The sequence below is a fragment of the Actinocorallia herbida genome (assembly GCF_003751225.1).
Taxonomy (GTDB): Bacteria; Actinomycetota; Actinomycetes; order Streptosporangiales; family Streptosporangiaceae; genus Actinocorallia; species Actinocorallia herbida.
This window is the reverse complement of the sequence record NZ_RJKE01000001.1, coordinates 3,596,409-3,614,563: the sequence shown is the minus strand read 5'-3', so window position 1 is coordinate 3,614,563 and position 18,155 is coordinate 3,596,409. Positions and strand designations below refer to the sequence as shown.

At 73.0% G+C, this 18,155-nt stretch carries 17 protein-coding genes and 1 pseudogene; 4 read left to right on the top strand and 14 right to left on the bottom strand.

Features of this window, described 5'->3' with window-relative positions; genetic code table 11:
• Positions 1–35: 35 nt before the first annotated feature.
• Positions 36–1,526: a Na+/H+ antiporter NhaC gene (nhaC, locus tag EDD29_RS16795; RefSeq protein ID WP_123665308.1), complete on the top strand. Its 1,491-nt coding sequence runs from the start codon at positions 36–38 to the stop codon at positions 1,524–1,526.
• 364 nt (positions 1,527–1,890) lie between these two features.
• Positions 1,891–3,252: a DUF2079 domain-containing protein gene (locus tag EDD29_RS16790; protein WP_170201439.1), complete on the top strand. Its 1,362-nt coding sequence runs from the start codon at positions 1,891–1,893 to the stop codon at positions 3,250–3,252.
• A gap of 92 nt (positions 3,253–3,344) precedes the next feature.
• On the opposite strand, the gene EDD29_RS46330 is transcribed toward EDD29_RS16790, so the two are convergent.
• The 9 genes and pseudogenes from EDD29_RS46330 to EDD29_RS16750 form a co-directional block, all read right to left on the bottom strand.
• Entirely contained in the window at positions 3,345–4,133 is a 789-nt protein-coding gene (locus tag EDD29_RS46330; protein ID WP_211359756.1) for an MMPL family transporter, read from the bottom strand.
• 113 nt (positions 4,134–4,246) lie between these two features.
• A complete protein-coding gene (locus tag EDD29_RS46325; protein WP_211360288.1) occupies positions 4,247–4,726 on the bottom strand; it encodes a GNAT family N-acetyltransferase in 480 nt (159 codons plus the stop codon).
• Positions 4,727–4,747: 21 nt separating this feature from the next.
• Positions 4,748–5,140, bottom strand: a pseudogene (locus EDD29_RS46320) (arsenate reductase ArsC); the annotation flags it as partial.
• Positions 5,130–6,200, bottom strand: coding sequence for an ACR3 family arsenite efflux transporter (gene arsB / locus EDD29_RS16770; protein WP_281280898.1), 1,071 nt, complete (start codon positions 6,198–6,200; stop codon positions 5,130–5,132). The pseudogene EDD29_RS46320 and the gene arsB, both read right to left, overlap by 11 nt.
• Entirely contained in the window at positions 6,197–6,577 is a 381-nt protein-coding gene (locus EDD29_RS16765; RefSeq protein ID WP_123665305.1) for an ArsR/SmtB family transcription factor, read from the bottom strand. Before EDD29_RS16765 ends, arsB begins: the two co-directional genes overlap by 4 nt.
• A gap of 274 nt (positions 6,578–6,851) precedes the next feature.
• Positions 6,852–7,370: a hypothetical protein gene (locus EDD29_RS46315; RefSeq protein ID WP_211359755.1), complete on the bottom strand. Its 519-nt coding sequence runs from the start codon at positions 7,368–7,370 to the stop codon at positions 6,852–6,854.
• A complete protein-coding gene (locus tag EDD29_RS46310) occupies positions 7,304–8,095 on the bottom strand; it encodes an MFS transporter (protein WP_211359754.1) in 792 nt (263 codons plus the stop codon). Before EDD29_RS46310 ends, EDD29_RS46315 begins: the two co-directional genes overlap by 67 nt.
• Positions 8,092–8,739 (bottom strand): GntR family transcriptional regulator, encoded by a 648-nt coding sequence (locus tag EDD29_RS16755; protein ID WP_123665304.1) that lies wholly within the window; start codon positions 8,737–8,739, stop codon positions 8,092–8,094. The genes EDD29_RS46310 and EDD29_RS16755 overlap by 4 nt, the downstream gene beginning before the upstream one ends.
• Before the next feature lie 123 nt (positions 8,740–8,862).
• Positions 8,863–10,533, bottom strand: a complete 1,671-nt coding sequence (locus tag EDD29_RS16750) for a protein kinase domain-containing protein (RefSeq protein ID WP_170201438.1) — start codon at positions 10,531–10,533, stop codon at positions 8,863–8,865.
• 172 nt (positions 10,534–10,705) lie between these two features.
• Between EDD29_RS16750 and EDD29_RS47720 the strand changes: the two genes are divergently transcribed.
• Positions 10,706–11,026 carry a hypothetical protein gene (locus tag EDD29_RS47720; RefSeq protein WP_170201437.1) on the top strand — a complete coding sequence of 107 codons (321 nt, stop codon included), beginning with the start codon at positions 10,706–10,708 and terminating at the stop codon, positions 11,024–11,026.
• Positions 11,027–11,035: 9 nt separating this feature from the next.
• Here the strand turns inward: EDD29_RS47720 and EDD29_RS16740 are convergent, their stop codons facing one another.
• On the bottom strand, positions 11,036–12,436 hold the full coding sequence (locus EDD29_RS16740; RefSeq protein WP_123665302.1) for an aldehyde dehydrogenase family protein: 1,401 nt from the start codon (positions 12,434–12,436) through the stop codon (positions 11,036–11,038).
• 111 nt (positions 12,437–12,547) lie between these two features.
• Entirely contained in the window at positions 12,548–13,744 is a 1,197-nt protein-coding gene (locus EDD29_RS16735) for a S8 family peptidase (protein WP_123665301.1), read from the bottom strand.
• A 220-nt stretch (positions 13,745–13,964) separates the two neighbouring features.
• On the opposite strand from EDD29_RS16735, the gene EDD29_RS16730 reads away from it, so the two are divergent.
• Complete coding sequence (locus EDD29_RS16730; RefSeq protein WP_211359753.1) at positions 13,965–14,438, top strand: PaaI family thioesterase; 474 nt, start codon at positions 13,965–13,967, stop codon at positions 14,436–14,438.
• Positions 14,439–14,448: 10 nt separating this feature from the next.
• Here EDD29_RS16730 and EDD29_RS16725 read toward each other — a convergent pair whose 3' ends face one another.
• The 3 genes from EDD29_RS16725 to EDD29_RS16715 form a co-directional block, all read right to left on the bottom strand.
• On the bottom strand, positions 14,449–15,660 hold the full coding sequence (locus EDD29_RS16725) for a glycosyltransferase (protein WP_123665300.1): 1,212 nt from the start codon (positions 15,658–15,660) through the stop codon (positions 14,449–14,451).
• Between the two features lie 557 nt (positions 15,661–16,217).
• Positions 16,218–16,823, bottom strand: a complete 606-nt coding sequence (locus EDD29_RS16720; protein ID WP_123665299.1) for a DUF2278 family protein — start codon at positions 16,821–16,823, stop codon at positions 16,218–16,220.
• Between the two features lie 47 nt (positions 16,824–16,870).
• Positions 16,871–17,959 (bottom strand): winged helix DNA-binding domain-containing protein, encoded by a 1,089-nt coding sequence (locus EDD29_RS16715; RefSeq protein ID WP_123665298.1) that lies wholly within the window; start codon positions 17,957–17,959, stop codon positions 16,871–16,873.
• Positions 17,960–18,155: the final 196 nt, after the last annotated feature.

Genomic DNA, 18,155 nt, shown 5'->3' with positions numbered 1-18,155 from the left:
GATGCCGGCCGGGTCGGAGCAACGGGGGTGGCGGGATGACTGCGCCGGAGGCGGAGCGGCGGCCCAGGGAGCCGTCGGTCATCCATGCGGTGATCCCGCTGGTGACGCTCGTCGTGCTGATCGCGGGGTCGCTCGCGCTGTTCGGACTCGACGCGCTGGACGGGCCGATCCAGGTGGCACTCGTGCTGTGCGCGCTCGTCGCGATGCTCGTGGCGCTGCGCCTCGGGCACTCGTGGCACGACGTCGAGGCGAGCGGGCAGCGGGCCCTGTCGTCCATCACCAGCGCCATCTTCATCCTGCTGGCGGTCGGCGCGCTCATCGGCACCTGGAACATGTCGGGGACCATCCCGACGCTCGTCCACTACGGCATCCAGGCGCTGTCCGCGAGCTGGTACTACGCGGCGTCCACCCTCATCTGCGGCATCGTCGCCATGTCCATCGGCTCGTCCTGGACGACGGCGGGGACGGTCGGCGTCGGGCTCGTCGGCATCGCGTCCATCCTCGGGGTCTCCTCGGCCATCACGGCCGGCGCGGTGATCTCGGGCGCCTACCTGGGCGACAAGTCCTCACCGCTGTCCGAGACGACCGTCCTCACCGCGCAGATGGTCAAGGCCGACGTCTACGAGCACATCAAGCGGCAGCTCTGGACGTCGATCCCCGCGTTCCTCATCGGATTCGTCCTGTTCCTCCTGATCGGCTTCGTGTGGGGCCCGGCGCCGACGCACAGCGCCGCCGAGACGACCACCGACCTCGACACGCTCGACGGCATCTTCTGGATCAGCCCGCTGAACCTGCTGCCGCTGGTCCTGCTCGTCGTGCTGTCCGTGCGCAAGACCCCGCCGACGCTGGCCCTCATGGCCGCCGCGCTGTTCGCCGGGGTCCTCGGCCTGTTCACCCAGTTCGACGTGGTCAGGGCGTTCGTCGCCGATCCCGGCCTCGGCCCCGTCGCGACCGGGATCAAGGGCGTCTGGCAGTCGATGGCCACCGGGTTCGAGATGAACTCGGGCGTCGCCGACGTCGACCGGCTGCTGACCCGCGGCGGCATGGACAGCATGCTGCCGACCGTCTGGCTCATCATCGGCGCGGTCACCTTCGGCACCCTGCTCGAGGAGTTCGGCCTGATCAACGTCCTCATCGACCCGATGGTCCGCGCCGCAAAGGGCACCGGCCGCCTCTTCCTGACGGTCTTCGCCTGCGCCTTCGGCCTCAACATCGTCGCCGGAGACCAGTACATCGCCCTGGTCCTGCCCACCCGCGTCTTCCGCGCCGAGTTCGCCCGCCGCGGCCTCGCCCGCACCAACCTGTCCCGCCTCGCCGCCGACAGCGGCACCGTCACCTCCCCCCTGGTCCCCTGGAACTCCTGCGGCGCCTTCATGAGCGCGGTCCTGGGCGTGTCGACCCTCTCCTATCTCCCCTTCTGCTTCTTCAACATCTTCAGCCCGATCCTCAGCGTCCTCTACGGCTTCACCGGCTTCAGAATCGAACGCGTCCCACCCGTCACCGACCCCGACACCCCACCCGCCTGACCCCGGCCGCGCCGGTTCCGGCAGGAGCGTCAGCTCGTCGGGAGCCGGGCTTCAGCCTTGCGCGGCCCGGCGGCCGGGCCACGGCATCGCCGCCAGGGAGGTGCCGTGCCCTGGAGTGGCATGGCACGAAGTCGGGCGTCGGCCGCCTTGACGGCGCCTTCCGGGCGCGGGACGAACCTGGGTATGCGGGGCGAGTGCCGGTCCGCCTCGCCTGCCGTCCGGAGACGGCGGGGGCAGAACGGTGGGGAGATCTTGGCCCTATGCTGGTGCGGCCCCCTGCCAGACGACGTCCGGAGTTGTCATCACCAGCCGTTTCCTCCGACCGGAGCGCGTCGGAATCCTGTGTTTCGCCGTTGGTACGGCGGTGGTCTATGCGGTCCTCGCCCTGGTGCGGTTCGAGACGGGGCGGACCCGGTCGTGGGATCTGGTGATCTTCGATCAGGCGGTGCGGGCGTACAGCGGGTTCGGGGCGCCCATCACGCCGATCAAGGGGGTGCGGGCAGGGTACGGGATCGACTACAACCTGCTGGCCGATCACGTGTCCCCGATCATCGCGGCGCTCGGCCCGCTCTACTGGATCCATGACGGGCCGGAGACGCTCCTCGTCGCGCAGGGGCTGCTGCTGGCCTTCGCCGTCATCCCGCTCTGGGTCGTCGCGCGCCGGATCCTCGGCACCGTCGGCGCGTGGTGCGCGGCCGTCGCCTACTCGATCGCCTGGCCCGTCGCCGAGGCGCTGTGGGTCGACTTCCACGAGACGGCCTTCGCGCCGCTCCTCTACTTCTGGATGTTCGAGCGGTGGCAGGCGGGCCGACGCCTCCAGGCGCTGGCGCTGTGCCTGCCGATCCTGCTCATCAAGGAGGACGCGGGCCTCCTCGTCGCCGGGTTCGGGCTCTACCTCCTCACCCGGCGCGGCGACCGCAGATGGGCGGCGGCCTTCATCGTCCCGGGCCTCGGCTGGGCGGTCTTCGCCTCCCGGGTCGTCGTCCCCCATTTCGGCGGAAATCCCGACTACTACTGGGGCTACGGAGGGCTCGCCGACTCCTTCTCCGGCCTGGCGCTGCGGGCCGTCACCCACCCGTGGGACATCGCCGCGACCCTCGTCACCCCGTCCACGAAGGTCTGGACGATCCTGCTCCTGCTGCTCCCGTTCCTGCTCGTCCCGCTGCGCTCACCGCACCTCCTGGCCGCCCTCCCGCTGCTGGCCGAGCGCATGCTGTCGGACCGCTGGCCGAACTGGTGGAGCACGGACTTCCACTACAACGTCTTCATCCTCGCACCGCTCTTCCTCGCCGCGATCGACGGCGCGAGCAGACTCCCCGCCCTGCGCGCCGAACGCTGGTGGCCGCCCGCCCTCGTCGCGGCCTCCCTGGCCTTCCTGCCCACCACCCCCTTCGCCCACCTGGTCTCCCCGTCCTTCTACCGGACGCCCCCGCACACGACCGCCGCGAAGCAGGCCGCCGCGCGGATCCCCGACGGCGCCACCGTCGACGCCGTCAGCTCCGTGGGCCCCTTCCTCTCTTCCCGCGCCCGCGTCCTCCTCTGGGACGGCGCCCCCCACTACGCCCCCTGGGCCATCATCGACACGAGCCGCCTCCAAACCCCCTTCCCCACCCTCCCCGACCAGCGGAAGGCCGCCGCCGACCTTCTCTCCCGGTGCACCCCCGTCTGGCAGCAGGACGGCTACCAGGTCCTCACCTGCCGCACCCCGCCGCCCGCCCCCAAGTGACCGACGGTTCCGCCCGGACGGCATCGGCGACATCGAGGGCAGCGAAGAGCCGTCCGTGCGGCCCCGGGCGTCAGCGGCTGAGGAGGCCCAGGTCAAGGGCCTTGACGACGGCATGGGTGCGGTCGGCGACGTCGAGTTCGACGAAGACCCTCAGGAGGTGGGACTTGACGGTGGCCTCGCCGATGGTGAGGCGCTGGGCGATTCCGGGGTGGACAGACCGTCCGCCACGGCCCGGAGGACGTCGATCTCGCGGGGGTGAGGGAGACCGGCGGCCGCCGGATGCGGGCGACGAGGCGCTCGGCGACGCGGGGCGCCAGGACGGTGCTGGTCGGGTCGGCGGACAGCAGCGCGACGACACCGGGGTCCTCGCTCCGCAGCCGCTCCACGCCCTTGCTGATGGACGGGCCGCCGGTCTCCTCGATCCGCAGCCCGGGGTGGGCGGCCCGGGCCTCGGCGGTCTGCGCGAGAAGGGGCGCAACGTGCTTCCTGCCCTCCGGCTCCGGCCCCTTGAGCGTGACGTCCGCTCGCAGGGCCGTCCCGTCCTTCGACGCTACGGGTTCCCCCACCGCCTCGACCTCCGGCGGCGGCGTCCTCCGCGCGACGTCCCGAACCGCCGCGTCGGCGGCGGTCGCGTCAAGGACGGTCCCTCCCGGCGCGGTGATCAGCACCCGCTCGGCCGCCCGCTGTTGGAGCCCGCCTTCCGCGGCCATCGCTTCGGCCCGCCCGGCCCCGCCGATCCGGAAGTCCTCGGCCGTGGCAGGACGGCCGCCCACCCCTATGCCGACGGCAAGGCGCACCGAGCCGAACAGCGCCCAGCCGACGATCGCCTTCCACGGGTTCCCGGCACTCCACCGGACCACCCTGAACACCTGGATCGTCATGCCCCCATGCTGGTTTCGGCGGGGTCCGGCCCGACACGTGCGACCGACGGAACCGCCGGTCCACCGACCGGTGGACCTGTCGGGCGCCGGGTCTTTCCGGGTCGGGCGCGGCGCTACGCGATGGGGTCGGTGGGGGTGCGGTGTTCGACGAGGACGACGTCGCGCCAGCGGCCGTGGTGGTGGCCCAGGCGTTCGCGGGTGCCTACGACGCGGAAGCCCGCGTGTTCGTGGAGGGTGAGGCTCGCGGTGTTCTCCGGGAAGATGCCGGATTGGACGGTCCAGATTCCGGCGGCTCCGGTGGACGCCAAGAGGGCGTTCAGGAGGGCCCGGCCTACTCCTCGGCCGCGGGCGTCGGGGCTGACGTAGACGGAGTGCTCGACCACTCCGGCGTAGGCGCAGCGGTCTGAGACGGGGCTGACGGCGGCCCAGCCCAGGACGCGGTCGTCGGGGGCGAGGGCGACGAGGCGGTGTTCGGGGAGCCTGGCGGCGTCGAACTCCGGCCAGGTGGGGGCGGCGGTCTCGAAGGTGGCGTCGCCCTCTTCGATGCCCACCTGATAGATGGCCAGGACTTCGGGGGCGTGCCCGCGGAGCATCGGGGCGATCCGGGGGACGCCGAGCCCGGTGAGCAGGGCGCGGACGCGGCGTTCTATCTCGTCGCGGATCGGCCGGACCGCCTCGACGCCCTGGCCTGCCGGGTCGTCCAGGGTCCAGTCGAGGTAGGTCTTGCCGGGGAAGACCGGGCAGGTGTCTCCGCAGCCCATGGTGACGCACACGTCGGAGGCCTGGACGGCGTCGTGGGTGAGGATCTTCGGGGACTCGGAAGAGAGGTCGATGCCCTTCTCGGCCATCGCCTCGACCACCGCCGGGTCGACGGTCGCGGCGGGCGCGGACCCCGCAGAGCGGACCTCGACGGCACCGCCGGACAGCCGCGCCAGGAACGCCGCCGCCATCTGGGAGCGACCCGCGTTGTGGACGCAGACGAACAGGACGCTGGGCCTACCGGACACCGGCGAGGCTCCCTTCGGGTCTGGTGAAGCGGCCCCGCCGGGCGAGGGCCACGTAGACGAGGCCGACCAGGACGGGCACCTCGATGAGCGGCCCGACGACGCCGGCGAGCGCCTGCCCGGAGGTGACCCCGAACGTGCCGATCGCGACGGCGATGGCGAGCTCGAAGTTGTTGCCCGCGGCGGTGAAGGCGAGCGTCGCGGTCCGGTCGTAAGGCAGGCCGAGCGCTTTGCCGAGCGCGAAAGTGCCGAACCACAGGACGGCGAAGTAGACCAGCAGAGGCAGGGCTATCCGGGCGACGTCCAGCGGCCGCGCAGTGATCGTGTCGCCTTGCAGGGCGAACAGGACCACGATGGTGAACAGCAGGCCGTACAACGCCCACGGGCCGATCCTCGGCAGGAACCGCGTCTCGTAGGCTTCCCGGCCGAGCCTCTTCTCGCCGAGCCGGCGGGTGAGGAAGCCCGCGACGAGCGGGATGCCGAGGAAGACCAGGACGTTCGCGGCGATCTTCCATGGCGAGATGTCGAGGGATTCGCCTTCGCCCAGGCCGAGCCGGCCGGGCAGCAGGTCGAGGTAGAACCAGCCGAGCAGCCCGAACGCGAGCACCTGGAACACCGAGTTCAGCGCGACGAGGACGGCGGCGGCCTCGCGGTCCCCGCAGGCCAGGTCGTTCCAGATGATCACCATGGCGATGCACCGGGCCAGCCCGACGATGATGAGTCCGGTCCGGTACTCGGGCTGGTCGGGCAGGAACAGCCAGGCGAGCGCGAACATGACGGCCGGGCCGACGAGCCAGTTCACCACGAGCGACGACACCATGAGCCGCCGGTCGCCGGTGACGGCGTCGAGCCGGTCGTAACGGACCTTCGCGAGCACCGGGTACATCATCACCAGCAGGCCGAAGGCGATCGGCAGGGAGATCCCGCCGATCTCGACCGCGGCCAGGACGTCGCCCAGGCCCGGGACCATCCGGCCGAGGCCGAGCCCGGCGGCCATCGCCGCGAGGATCCAGACCGCGAGGTACCGGTCGGTGAACGACAGCCGGACCGGGACCGCGGTCACGCCTCGGCCCCGGAGCGTCCGCCGGGCCGGGTGAGGATCGCGGCGAGCCGGTCGGTCGTCTCGGCGATGAGCCGGTAGTACACCCAGGTACCGCGCCGCTCCCCCTCGATCAGCCCCGCCTCGCGCAGCAGCTTCAGATGGTGCGAGATCGTCGGCTGGGACAGGTCGAAGGCCGGGGTCAGGTCGCAGACGCACACCTCGCCGCCCGCCCGGGAGGCGATCATCGACAGCAGTTGCAGCCGCACCGGATCGCCCAGCGCCTTGAACACCCGCGCGAGCTCCCCGGCCTCGTCGGCGGCCAGCGGGGCCGTCAGCAGGGCCGGGCCGCACCCGTCCGCGCCGTCCTGCCCGAGGACGTGCAGCTCTTGTTTCGGCATTCTTCTATATTGACGGACTTCGATTCACCGTGCAACTGAATAGACAGATATCGATACAAGCTCTTGTGGAGACCGTCATGTCCCGCCCCGTGCGCGCGCCTGGGCGCGTGCGAACCGCGCCATCGCGCCACCGGTGGCATGCGGCGTCGGCGCCGCGCCCGAGCGGGCGGCCGACCTGGACTCGCCCGCCGCCGGCGGAGCTCCGAAGTCGGCACGCTGCCGGTGTCGGCATCGACCTGCCTCAGGAGCCATGAGTCCTGGCGGGAGGGAGTGCTCAGGGTGATGGTGGGGTGGTTGGGCGGGGTGGGGTCGGCCTGGCCTGCGCGGTCGCGATGGGGGCCGCGCAGGCCAGGGCGAGGACGGCGAGGGCGAGGAGCATGGTCGGGTAGGTGAGCCAGGGGGTCAGGGTGGCCAGGAGCAGGGGGAGGAGGAATCCGGAGTAGGTGAGGGAGTAGTAGACGCCGGTGAGGCCGGCCAGTTCGTCGGGGGCGGCCATCCGTTGGACTTCCAGGAGTCCGGAGACCACGGCGATGCCGTAGGCACAACCCAGGAGCGGCGCGACCAGGAAGGCGGGCCAGGGGTTCTCGGTGACGGCCACCGGGACGGCGAGGATCATGCCCGCGACGACGAGGAGCATGGAGACGACGCTGGCGCGCGCGGTGGAGATGTCGTCCAATCTGCGGGCGAGCGGCTGGATCAGGACGCCCGCGGCGAGGGTGAGCACGGTCAGCGCGGTCGCCAGGAGGAGGCCGTGGCCGCCGGTGCGGGCTTCGACGAGCTGTGGCAGGACCACATAGGCGATGGAGACCGTGCCGAAGACCCAGGGTGCGAGGGGCAGCACCACACGCAGGAATCTGCGGCGGCCGGGACGCGGAGACGGCCGAACAGAGAGGGTGGGCCGTCGTCACGGGCGCGGGTCTCGACGGCGTGTGCGGCCACCGCGGCCAGGACCGGCAGGGTGAGCACGACGTGCACGGCGTAGGGCAGGACGCGTGGCCAGGGCGCCCATTGGGCGAGGAGCCCGGCGACGCCCGGACCGGTCGCGAGGCCGACGGTCATCGCCATGGCGGCACGGCGTGCTCCGGCGTCCGGTGAGGCCCCGGCCGAGAGCTCCTTGACCCAGGTGGTGCCCACGGCCATCGCGATGCCGATGCCGAGCCCGGACAGCAGCCTTCCCGCCGCAACGAACACCGGCCCGTACGGCCCCAGCGCGATCAGCGCGCTGCCCAGCACGGCCGCCGCTCCCCCGGCGAGCATCACCGGCTTCCGTCCGAGCATGTCGGACAGCGCCGACGCGATCAGCAGGCCGGGCACGAGTCCCGCCACGTAGGCGGCGAGCAGCGCGTCGACGCCGACCGCCGAGTAGCCGTGCTCCCGGTAGACCGCGAGCAGCGGGGTGAACTCGTTGCCGCCCCAGCCGACCATCGCCATCAGCGCGGCGACCACGACCCATTCCCCGCCGAATCCGGCGGTCTCCGGACGCGGCGCGGGCGCCGGGCCGGTGCGCAGCGCGCTCATGCCAGCCACTGCGCCGCGGCGCCGTGCGTGGCCATCAGGTGGGCGCGCAGCGCGACCTCGAATCCCGGGACGTCGTGGGCGCCGATGTGCCGGGCGAGGGTCTCGTGCTCGTCGGCGAGCGTGTGCATGCGGCCGGGATCCGGCATGATCGCCCAGACGTTCATCCGGCGCTGCCGGTCGGCGAGCGTGGCGTAGAAACGCTCGGCGAGCCCGTTCCCCGCGGCGGTCACGATCTCACGGTGCAGCCGCGCGTCGAGTTCGGCGAACCCGGCGACGTCCCGGCCGTCGGCCGTACGCCGCTGCTCGGCGACGAGCTCCGCCAGGAGCCGGAGCAGCGGTGCGGTGTCGTCCTGCCGTGCGGCCATCCGGCGCACCGCGGCGACCTCCAGCGCGGCGCGCGACTCCAGCACGTCGGCGGCCTCGGTGAGCGGCACCGGCGTCACCACCGCGCCCCGCTTGGGGATGAGTTCCAGCAGATCCTCGCTCTGCAACCGCACGAACGCCTCCCGCACGGGTGTACGGCTCACGTCCATCCGCACCGCGACGTCCCCCTCGGAGATCAGCCGGCCTGGCGGCATCCGCCCCGAGAGGATCAGCTCCTTGGTCTCGCGGTACACGCGCTCGGCTGCGGAATCGACGCTCATGTCGCCAAGCATACATCCTTGCATCCATGGTGAGACACAAGCAGACGGCAGCAGGGGATCATGGCTCGGCGGCGGTGCCCGAATCTCCCCGGCCGGGTCCTCCCGGTCGGTCGATCGGCCGGGTCACCAGGAGGCGAGGGCCTTCATCTCGCCGGGGGTCAGCGCTCGGCGGTAGACGGCGGCCTTGTCGAGCGCGCCCGGCCAGAATCCGCCTTCGAGACGGGCCCACAGATGCGCGCCCAGACGCAGGGGCTCGGCCGATCCCCAGGTGGCCGTGTGCCGGGCGGAATCCTGCAGTTCGCCGTCGACGTAGAGGCTGATCCGCCTGGTGGCGGGATCGTGCACGCCCGCGATGAAGTACCAGCGGCCCGGCTTGGGCGCGACGGCCGAGGCCGCGGTGTCCACCGGCGGCTCCATCCGGTCCGCGCGGGGCATGATGAACTGCCAGCCGTCGGCGCCCCAGGCGGCCTTGTACTGGAGAAGGAAGGCCGAGGTGTTCTCACCGGGGATGCTGGCGAGCGTGACGTCGCGCCGCTCGGTTCTCCCGAATCCGGAGAAACGGGCCCAGACGGCGACGGTGAAGGGCTTCGCGGGGTCCAGGGCGGGGATCCGCGCCGAGGCGACGCCGGAGAGGCCGTCCAAGGTGAGGACCCCGTCGTGTGCGGCGTCGTCCTTCAGCGTCGCGTTGCCCAGCAGCTCGGGCGCGGGGGCGTCGGTCGCGCTGAACTGCCACCAGGCCGCCGGGCCGGCGACGGGCGGCGGCGCGCTCGCCGCGGTGGTCGCCGGAGCGGTGGCGGGCGCCGCCGAGGGCACGGCGGGCGCCGAACCCGTGGCCGCCTCCGGTGACCGAGAGGTCTGCGGATCCGATGCGTCGGGGCGGAGCGCCACGGCGAGGGCGGCGACCGCGGCGAGGGTCACGGCGCCCGCGATGAGCGCCCGCCGCCCGCGCCCCGTGGGCTCGGGCGGCACCGCCCGGGGGCCGGGGATCGTGGTGGCGGCGGCCTGGTCTTCGGCCGCCCTCGCCATGGCCGCGGCGTCGGGCCAGCGGTCGGCGGGAGCCTTCGCCAGCGCGCGCTCGATCAGGGAGACCGCGGCCGTGGAGACGCCCGGGGGAAGCGGCGGCGGCTCTTCCGTGAGGTGCTTGGAGATGACGGCCATCGGCGTCGAGCCGTCGAAGGGAGGATGTCCGGTGAGGCATTCATAGGCGACGACGCCGAGGGCGTAGACGTCCGTGGCGGGCGTGATGGGACCGCCGTCGGCCTGCTCCGGCGCAAGATAGGACGGGGTGCCGACGAGCACGCCCGACTGGGTGAGCTTGGGGCCGCCCTGGGCCAGCGCGATCCCGAAGTCGACGAGGATGACGGTCCCGTCGGGGTTGAGCATGATGTTGGCGGGCTTCACGTCCCGGTGGACGATGCCTTCGGCGTGCACGGTGCTCAGGGCCCGGGCCATCGCGCCGACGAGGCCGAGGGTCTCCGGTTCGGTGAGCGGGCCGTCGGCGAGTCTCGTGGCGAGGGTCAGCCCGGCCACGTGGTCCATGACCATGAAGACCGTGCCGTCGCCCGAGGTCCCGAAATCGAGGATCCGGACCACGTCGGGGGATCGGACGGCGGCCAGGGTGCGGGCCTCGCGCAGGAAGCGGTCGGCGGCCCTTGGCGTCTCGACCTGCAACGTCTTCACCGCCACACGGCGGCCCAGGAGGGTGTCCAGGCCCAGCCAGACGGCCCCCATGCCGCCCCGTCCGAGCACGGAGTCCAGGCGGTACCGGTCGTTGAGAACCTGGCCGACGGCCACGCTTGCCTCCGCACCTTGGAAATCCCCGAAGGGCATGATCTCAGACGGAGGCCGCCGATCAGGTCAAGAGCGCGAAGGCTCCCCGTTTCGGCCGTCTGATGCCGCCTTGTGCCAGGCCGAGCGGCGGAGCAGGCGCAGCCCCGTTCAGCCCGACGATGACGGTGCGGCCCTCGTGCCCGAGGACACCGAGCGGAAGGGGGAGGTCACCGACATGGTCCCAGAGGACGGGGACGCCGATGGCGGTTCCGGCGATGGCGAGGTCGGCCGCGACGACGCGCCGGGCCCGCCGGGACAGGGCGATGACCGTCGGCAGCGTGGCCAGGTCGTCGCGGATGATGACGGCGTCGGCGTCGGCGTCGAGGGCGAGGGCGAGGTCGGCTCCGCGGCGGTGCCGGTGCCCCGCCCGCCGACGCGCGCCGACGCGACCGGCCGGTACCGCGCGGGAGTTCGGCCCCGCGATGCCGTCGACGCCCCGCCCGGCGAAGCGCTCTGATGGCGGAGGTCAGCGGCCGCGTAGGAGTCTGGACTTGCGGGGGGTGTAGGGCGGGCGGATGAGGGCGGCCAGGTCGGGGCCGCGGAGTTTGCGGAGGACGGCACGTTCGTGGCTGAAGGTGCGGACGGTGTGTTCGCCGTGGTAGGCGCCGGTGCCGCTGGGGCCCACGCCGCCGAAGGGGAGGGCGGGGACGCCGAGCTGGACCATGACGGCGCCGAAGGCGATGCCGCCGGAGGAGGTGCCGGTGAGGAGCGCTTCGCGGACTTCGGCGCGGTTCGTGAAGCCGTACAGGGCGAGGGGTTTCGGGCGGGCGTTGATGAACGCGACGGCCGCGCGGTGGTCGGGCACCGTGACGATCGGGAGGATCGGGCCGAAGATCTCCTCCCGCATGACGGGTGAGTCCGCTGGCACGTCGAGCAGGACGGTCGGGGCGACATAGCGCGCGGCGACGTCCGCGGTACCGCCGACGACGGCGCGGCCGGAGTCCAGCAGGTCGGCGAGCCGCTGGGCGTGCCGTTCGTTCACGATCCTGCCGAAATCCGGGGACTCGCGGGGATCACTCCCGTAATACTCCGCGACCGCCTCGCCGACCGCCGCCGCCAGAGCGGGCGCGAGCTCCGGGGTGGTCAGGACATAGTCGGGCGCGACGCAGGTCTGCCCGCAATTGGTGTACTTCCCCCACGCGATCGTCCGGGCCGCCCGTTCCAGGGGGTACGAGTCGTCCACCCAGACCGGCGATTTGCCGCCGAGTTCGAGGGTCACCGGGGTCAGGTGCCGGGCCGCGGCGGTCATCACGATCGCGCCGACGGTGCCGTTGCCGGTGTAGAAGATGTGGTCGAAGGGATGCTCCAGGAGCCGGGTCGTCTCCGCCACCCCGCCCTCGACGACCTGGACGGCCTCCGCGTCGAGGTACTTCGGGACGAGTTCGGCGATCAGCCGCGACGACTCCGGCGTCAGCTCGCTCGGTTTGAGGACGACGGCGTCGCCCGCCGCGAGCGCCCCGATCAGGGGCATGAGCAGCAGGTGGACGGGATAGTTCCACGGCCCGATGATGAGGACCGTGCCCAGCGGCTCGCGCCGGATCGACGCGCGGCTCGGCCCGAGGGCCCACGAGGTGCGCACACGCCGCTCCCCCGTCCATTTGCGCAGGTTCCGCAGGGTGTGCCGCGCCTCCATGTCGACGGCCTGGACCTCGGTGAAGTACGCCTCGACACCGCTCTTGCCGAGGTCGGCGTGCAGCGCCGCCTCGATCCGCGCCGACTCCTCCTTGAGCATCCGGAGCAGCCCCTCGAGCTGGGCGCGCCGCCACTCGAGCGGCCTGGTCCGCCCGTCGGAGAACGCCGCCTTGGCCGCCGCGACCTTCGCACCGGACGTCTCGACGGACGCCCGCGCCACTTCCACATCGGACATGTGATCTCCCCACCTCGGGCTCCCACCTCAGACCGCGTGGACCCGGACGTCAAGACCCAAAGGCCCGCCCGGCCGCCCGAACACGCGGATTCCGGCGGCCGGAGCCGAGCGTCAGAGGCCGCCGGTGCTGAGAAGGAGGTTCGGGGTGGGCGAGGTGTTGCCGCTGATCACGCCGGAGGTGGCGTGGGCGAGCAGCCAGGTGCGGATGGTCGAGTAGGAGGTGTCTCCGTACGTCGCCTTGTAGAGGGCCGCCACCCCTGCGGCCAGGGGGGCCGCGAAGGAGGTTCCGCTCGCCGCGGCGTGGCCGCCGCCGATCGTAGGCAGGTCGACGGCTACGCCGGGGGCATAGAGGTCCACGCAGGAGCCCCAGTTGGAGAAGGACGCCCTGGCGTCGGTCGCGTCGGAGGCCGCGACGGCGAAGGCGCCCGCGGCGTCGGCGGGCGGCGCCTGGCAGGCGTCGATGTTGTCGTTGCCGGCGGAAGCGGTGACGAAGACCCCGGAATCAGCGAGGCCGTTGGCGACCAGGCGCAGGTAGGAGCCCATCAGGTAGGCCATCGCGGGCGACCAGTTGGTGGAGATGTTGGCGACGGCGGGCTTCTGGTGGTGCGCGGCGACCCAGTCCAGCGCGCCGGTGTACTGGCCGAGGGTGAAGTCGTCGTTGCAGTCGCTGAAGCGGACGGAGAAGAGGTTCACGGCCTTGGCGACGCCGTATTGAGCGCCGCCCAGGGCGCCGGCGACCCTGGTGCCGTGGCCGTCGCAGTCCTGGCCGTTGTAGCCGTCGCCCACGTTGTCGTAGGCGACCGAGGCCCGTCCGCCGAAGTCGGGGTGGGCGGTGTCGATGCCCGTGTCGATCACGTAGGCGTTGACGCCCGCGCCGGTGGAGGCCGTGGTGAAAGAGCCGTCGAGCGGGAGCACGGCCTGGTCGATCCGGTCGAGCGCCCAGCCGGGATTCGGCTGCACGCCCGCCGAGGACGCGCCCGACATGCCCGACACGACCGCGTCCTCGACGATGTGCAGCACCCGTGCGTCGCGGCGCAGCCGGTCGAGTTGCCGGGCCGAGAGCGGCGCGGCGAACCCGTTGAGCGCGGCGCTCCATCGGGACGTCGTGCGGGTGACGCGGGCGCGCGCGAGGACCGAGTCCGGCGAGGCGCCGTCGGCGAGCGCGACGAGGTACTCGCCTGTGCGGGCGGCTTCGGCCGGTGCGTGCCGCACCTCGATCCTGGGCGCGGGTTCGGCGGACGCGGGGCCGGCGGTGGCGGCGATGAGCGCGAGCGCGAGCACGGGCAGTACAAAACGGGGCTTTCGCACCAGAATCCTCTCAGGGGTGGGCCGGAAACCGGCATGAGGACCAGCGCCGCGAGCGTCGCAGACGCCACGCGCGCCCGTCAAGTAGCCAAATACGTCTATTTGAAGACCGCAGATGCCGGAAGCTCCATCGCCGCGAGGCGCGCCGGATCACGGACCGACCCGCTCGCCCGCCGTTCACCCGGCCGACACGCCCGGCGTTGAGACTGCCACCATGGACCGCATGGACACAACGGACGACATGGACACGACCGGGTACGCGCGCTCCCTCCTGATGGCGGTCACCGTGCACCGGACCGCGGGGCTCGAGGTCCTGCGGTCCGCCGACGGCCGCGGCGAGGTGGCCGTGCCGGGCCCCGGGCCGCTGGCGAACGTCATCGACTCGATGCACTCCAGCGGCCTCATCACCCTGATCGACGCCGCGGGCCTCGCCGCGATCCTCTCGGTCGCGCGGACGCCCGCCGAGACCGAAGGGGTCCTCGCGCTGGGCCGCTCGGCCTCGCTGGAGTTCCTGGCCCCCGCCCGCGGCCGCCTCACCGCGGTCACCGAACTCGGCCCCGTCGAGCGCGCCGCGGTCCGCAGCGTCCTGTCCGGCACCGGACCGCGCACCCGGCTCACCACCTCCGCCGACATCACCGACGCCGAAGGCAAGGTCGTCTGCCGCGGTTCGTTCACCTGGTCGCTGCGCCGCAGCTGAGCGCGGCCGCTCAGCCGTCGAGCAGCATCCGGGCGGCGGTCGCGGCGCCGTCGGCACGGACCTCGGCGGCGACCTCCGCCGCCCGTTCCGCGGTCTCGGGGGCGAGGGCGATCTTGAGCGCGGCCGACAGGGACTCGAATGTCGGGACCGGGCCGTCGTGGTGCGCGCCGATGCCGAGGGCCGCGACGCGGGCGGCGAAGTGCGGCTGGTCGCCGAGCTGGGGGACCAGGACCTGGGGCGCGCCCGCGAACGCCGCCGTGGTCGTGGTGCCCGCGCCCCCGTGGTGGACCGCCGCGGCGACACGGCGGAACAGCGCCTGGTGGTTGGCCTCGCCGACGACGAAGCAGTCTTCGGCGCCGTCGACCGCGGCCAGATCGGCCCAGCCCCGGGCAAGGACCGCGCGACGGCCCTGCGCCCGAACCGCGGCGACGACCACCTGCGCGAGGCCCTGCGACGACCGCATCGCCGAACTCCCGAATCCCACATAGACCGGTGGATCCCCCGCGTCCAGGAACGCCTCGAGCCCCTCCGGAAGCCGACGTTCGTCCGGCACGATCCACGCGCCCGTCTGCACGACGGCACGGTCCGCGGACTCCGGCCAAGGGTCCAGGATCGGATCCGAGGCGAGCCACGGACGCCCGGTGAACCCGAGATCCCGGACGCTCTCCACCGGCGGCAGCCCGTGCGCCGCCCGATGGGTGTTCAGCCCCGCGCGGAAGAGCGCGTTCGCCGCCCTGTCGTCGAACTCCCACAGCGCCCGGTCGTCGGTGAGGTCTGCGGGCAGCGGATGCAGCGGCCGCTCCATCGGCCGGTGATGCGGCGACGGCAGGCTGATCGACTGGTAGCTCGCGTATACGTACCGGACACCCAGCAGTTCCGCGACGGAGGCCGCCCCCGCCACGGAAGGCAGGAGCCCCGTCCCCAGCACCACGTCGCACCCCTCGGCCTCCCCCGCGACGAGGTCCAGCTGCTCCGCGATCAGCGCCTCCCCCCGCCGCGGCACGTCCGCGGGCGACGGCGCGACGGTTCCCGTCATCAGCGCCCGGACCGAGAACCCGACCGGCGTGAACCGCACCCCGACCTCGGCCGACCGCGCCGCGAACTCCTCATCCGGCGGCGCGCAGACCCGCACCTCCGCCCCGGCCTTCCGCAGCACCGCGGCCAGCCCCACCAGCGGCTCCACTCCCCCGCGCGAGTCATAACCCGACAGCAGAACCCGCATGACAGGCCCCCATTCCTCGTTCGTCCTCCGCTCGGCCCCGCGATTCTGGCCCACCCCCGGGGCCTTGTGGCAAGCCCCCGTACCCGCTATACGTTGAGAGTGGAGAGGAGCGGACGCTCCCCCCGCCTCGCCGGGCCGTTCCCCCGCCCGCGCCCCTTCGGGAATCTCCGGTCCCTCACAACGAGCCGACGCGAACGCGCGCCGTCGAGAGCCGCTCGGGCCGTGCGCCCCCATCGGTTTCTTCCCGGGGCGGCGGCACCCGGTTCGAGCACCGCCCTGGGATAGCGGAAAGGTCACCCGATGTTTGCACGGGCGCGGCGCGGGGCCGACCGCGAGGTGCTCGCCGCGATGGAGCCGTTCAACGCGATCGTCGCCCTGCTCATCGGCCACGGGCAGCGGCGCGGTGTGTTCGGGCAACCACCTCGACCCCGGCATGCTGTCGCGGGTCCTGGAGAGCACGGCGAAGAGCCTTCCCTGGGACCTTGCACCGAACAGGGCGTCCGGGGGGTCTTCGTTCGGCTTCGCCTGCGGCCCGGGTCCGGTGGGCGCTCCCGTGCTCAGGGGGACGGGAAGGCGGCGGCGAGGGGGTGGCCCGCGTCGTCGGTCGGGAGGATCTGGCTGGTGAACTTGGAGACGAAGGCCTGGAAGGTGCCGTCGGGGTGGGCGGTGAGGACCGCGCCGTCCTGCCAGGTGCCGTTCTCGGACCACCACTGGCTGCCCCGGGGGTCGCCCTGGTTCTGGTGGATGTTGTGGACGCCGAGGCCCTCGTCGAAAGGCTCGCCGAAGACCAGGGTGCGGGCGCCGATCATGAGGACGGATTCCAGGGCCACGGACGCCTCCAGGTGGGAGCCGGTGCTCCACGGGTGCGCGAAGGCCGGGTGCCGGTGCAGGTCGACGGCCCCGCCGCTCAGCGAGCGGAGCACGCGGTGGAATCCGCCGGGGAGGCCCGCGACGCCGGGAAGCGCGTCGAACGGGATCGTCAGGGTCTTCCATTGCACGCCGGTCGTCGACTGGTGGCTGTCCACGTCCACGGCTCCGCGGTAGGTGCCCGCGGGCGCGGTCAGGGACAGCTTCACGTGGTACCAATGGCCCTGGTCGTCGGGCCGGTCGCGTTCGTGCGCGGTGAGCACGCCCGCCAGAACGCCGTAATCCGCGAATGCCACAACCCTCTCCTACCCCGCGCGCGGTCCGGTGACTCCACTTCCGAAGGTCAGCGGGTCTTCGCGGCGCGCAGAAAACGGACGACGTCGGCCCTCTCGGCGGCCAGGGCCTCCCCGGGCACGGTCACCGAGCCGAACAGGGCGAGTTCGATCTCGCCGGCCTTCGCGGACCAGGTCCCGACGGCCTGGCCGTCGGCGAGCACCGTCGCGCGGATCTGCCCGCCGCCCGGCCAGACCCGGTGCGCGTCCTCCGGGCGGACGGCGGCCTGGCGGGATCGGTAGCCGACGAGGTACCCGTCATAGGCGGGGAGCAGCCTTACGTCCGGCGAAGTCCCACCGGGGACGTCGAGTTCGGCGACGCGGTCGGCGGGCATGAGGCAGTCGTCGTCGAGGACCCGGCAGGGGAACGCCTCGCCGGAGGCCGCGAGGGCCTGCCAGGCCCGTCGGACGGGCGCGGCGGGCAGCCCCGACCAGGTGCCGAAGTCCCGGAGCGACGCCGGGGCGTGGCCGCGCAGGTAGCGCCGGGCCAGCTCCCCGACCGCGGCGTCCCCCTCGAACCAGCGGTCGCCGGGCGACGCCCCGGGCTCGGTCAGGAGGAACGCGGGCGCGCCGTCGCGATCCGGGCCGAAACGGATCCGGCCGCCGAGCGCGGCGCGCCGGATCAGATGGAACGGCGCCTGGCCGGAGGTGTCGACGCCCAGCCCGCCCAGCACCTCGGTCAGTTCGGCCCGAGTCGCCGTGCCCCGTGCGCCGAGGGTCCCCTCCATGGCGCGCTCGGCCCTCTCACAGAGCGGCTCGTCCAGGCCGAGTTCCCGGAGGCGACGGGCGCCCGCCTTGCGGAAGACGGGACCCAGCAGGGCGGTCAGCCATCGGTGGTCCGCCCCCGGCACGAGGTGCAGGGTACCGCGCATGAACCAGCCCCGGACGAGTTCGCGGCGCGCCACCGCCTCCTCGACGTCCGCCGCGGACAGGTCCTTGCCTCGCGCCCGCAGCCCCAGCGCCGCCGCTCCGGCGTCCTGCGCCTGGAGCGCGAAGACCCGCGCGACGATCCCGGCCGGGCCGTCCAGCCGAACGCCGCCGCCCACCGCCTGAGACCCCGCGCGGACGCGCCCCGCGTGCTCCCGGTCCAGCACTCGCATGATCCCCGCTTTCCCGACGCCCCACGGGCACCTGCCGTCCCGCCGCACCACCCTCGCACGGCGGAGGCCCTCTGCGGATGCGAGCGGCTCTCCCGGTTCCGGCCGCCATCCGCGCGGTGAGGAGGTGGATCCGAGGTGGATACGGCACGGACATCGGGGGGAAACAGGGCGGGGTTATTTCTGTCGCTTGACAGAA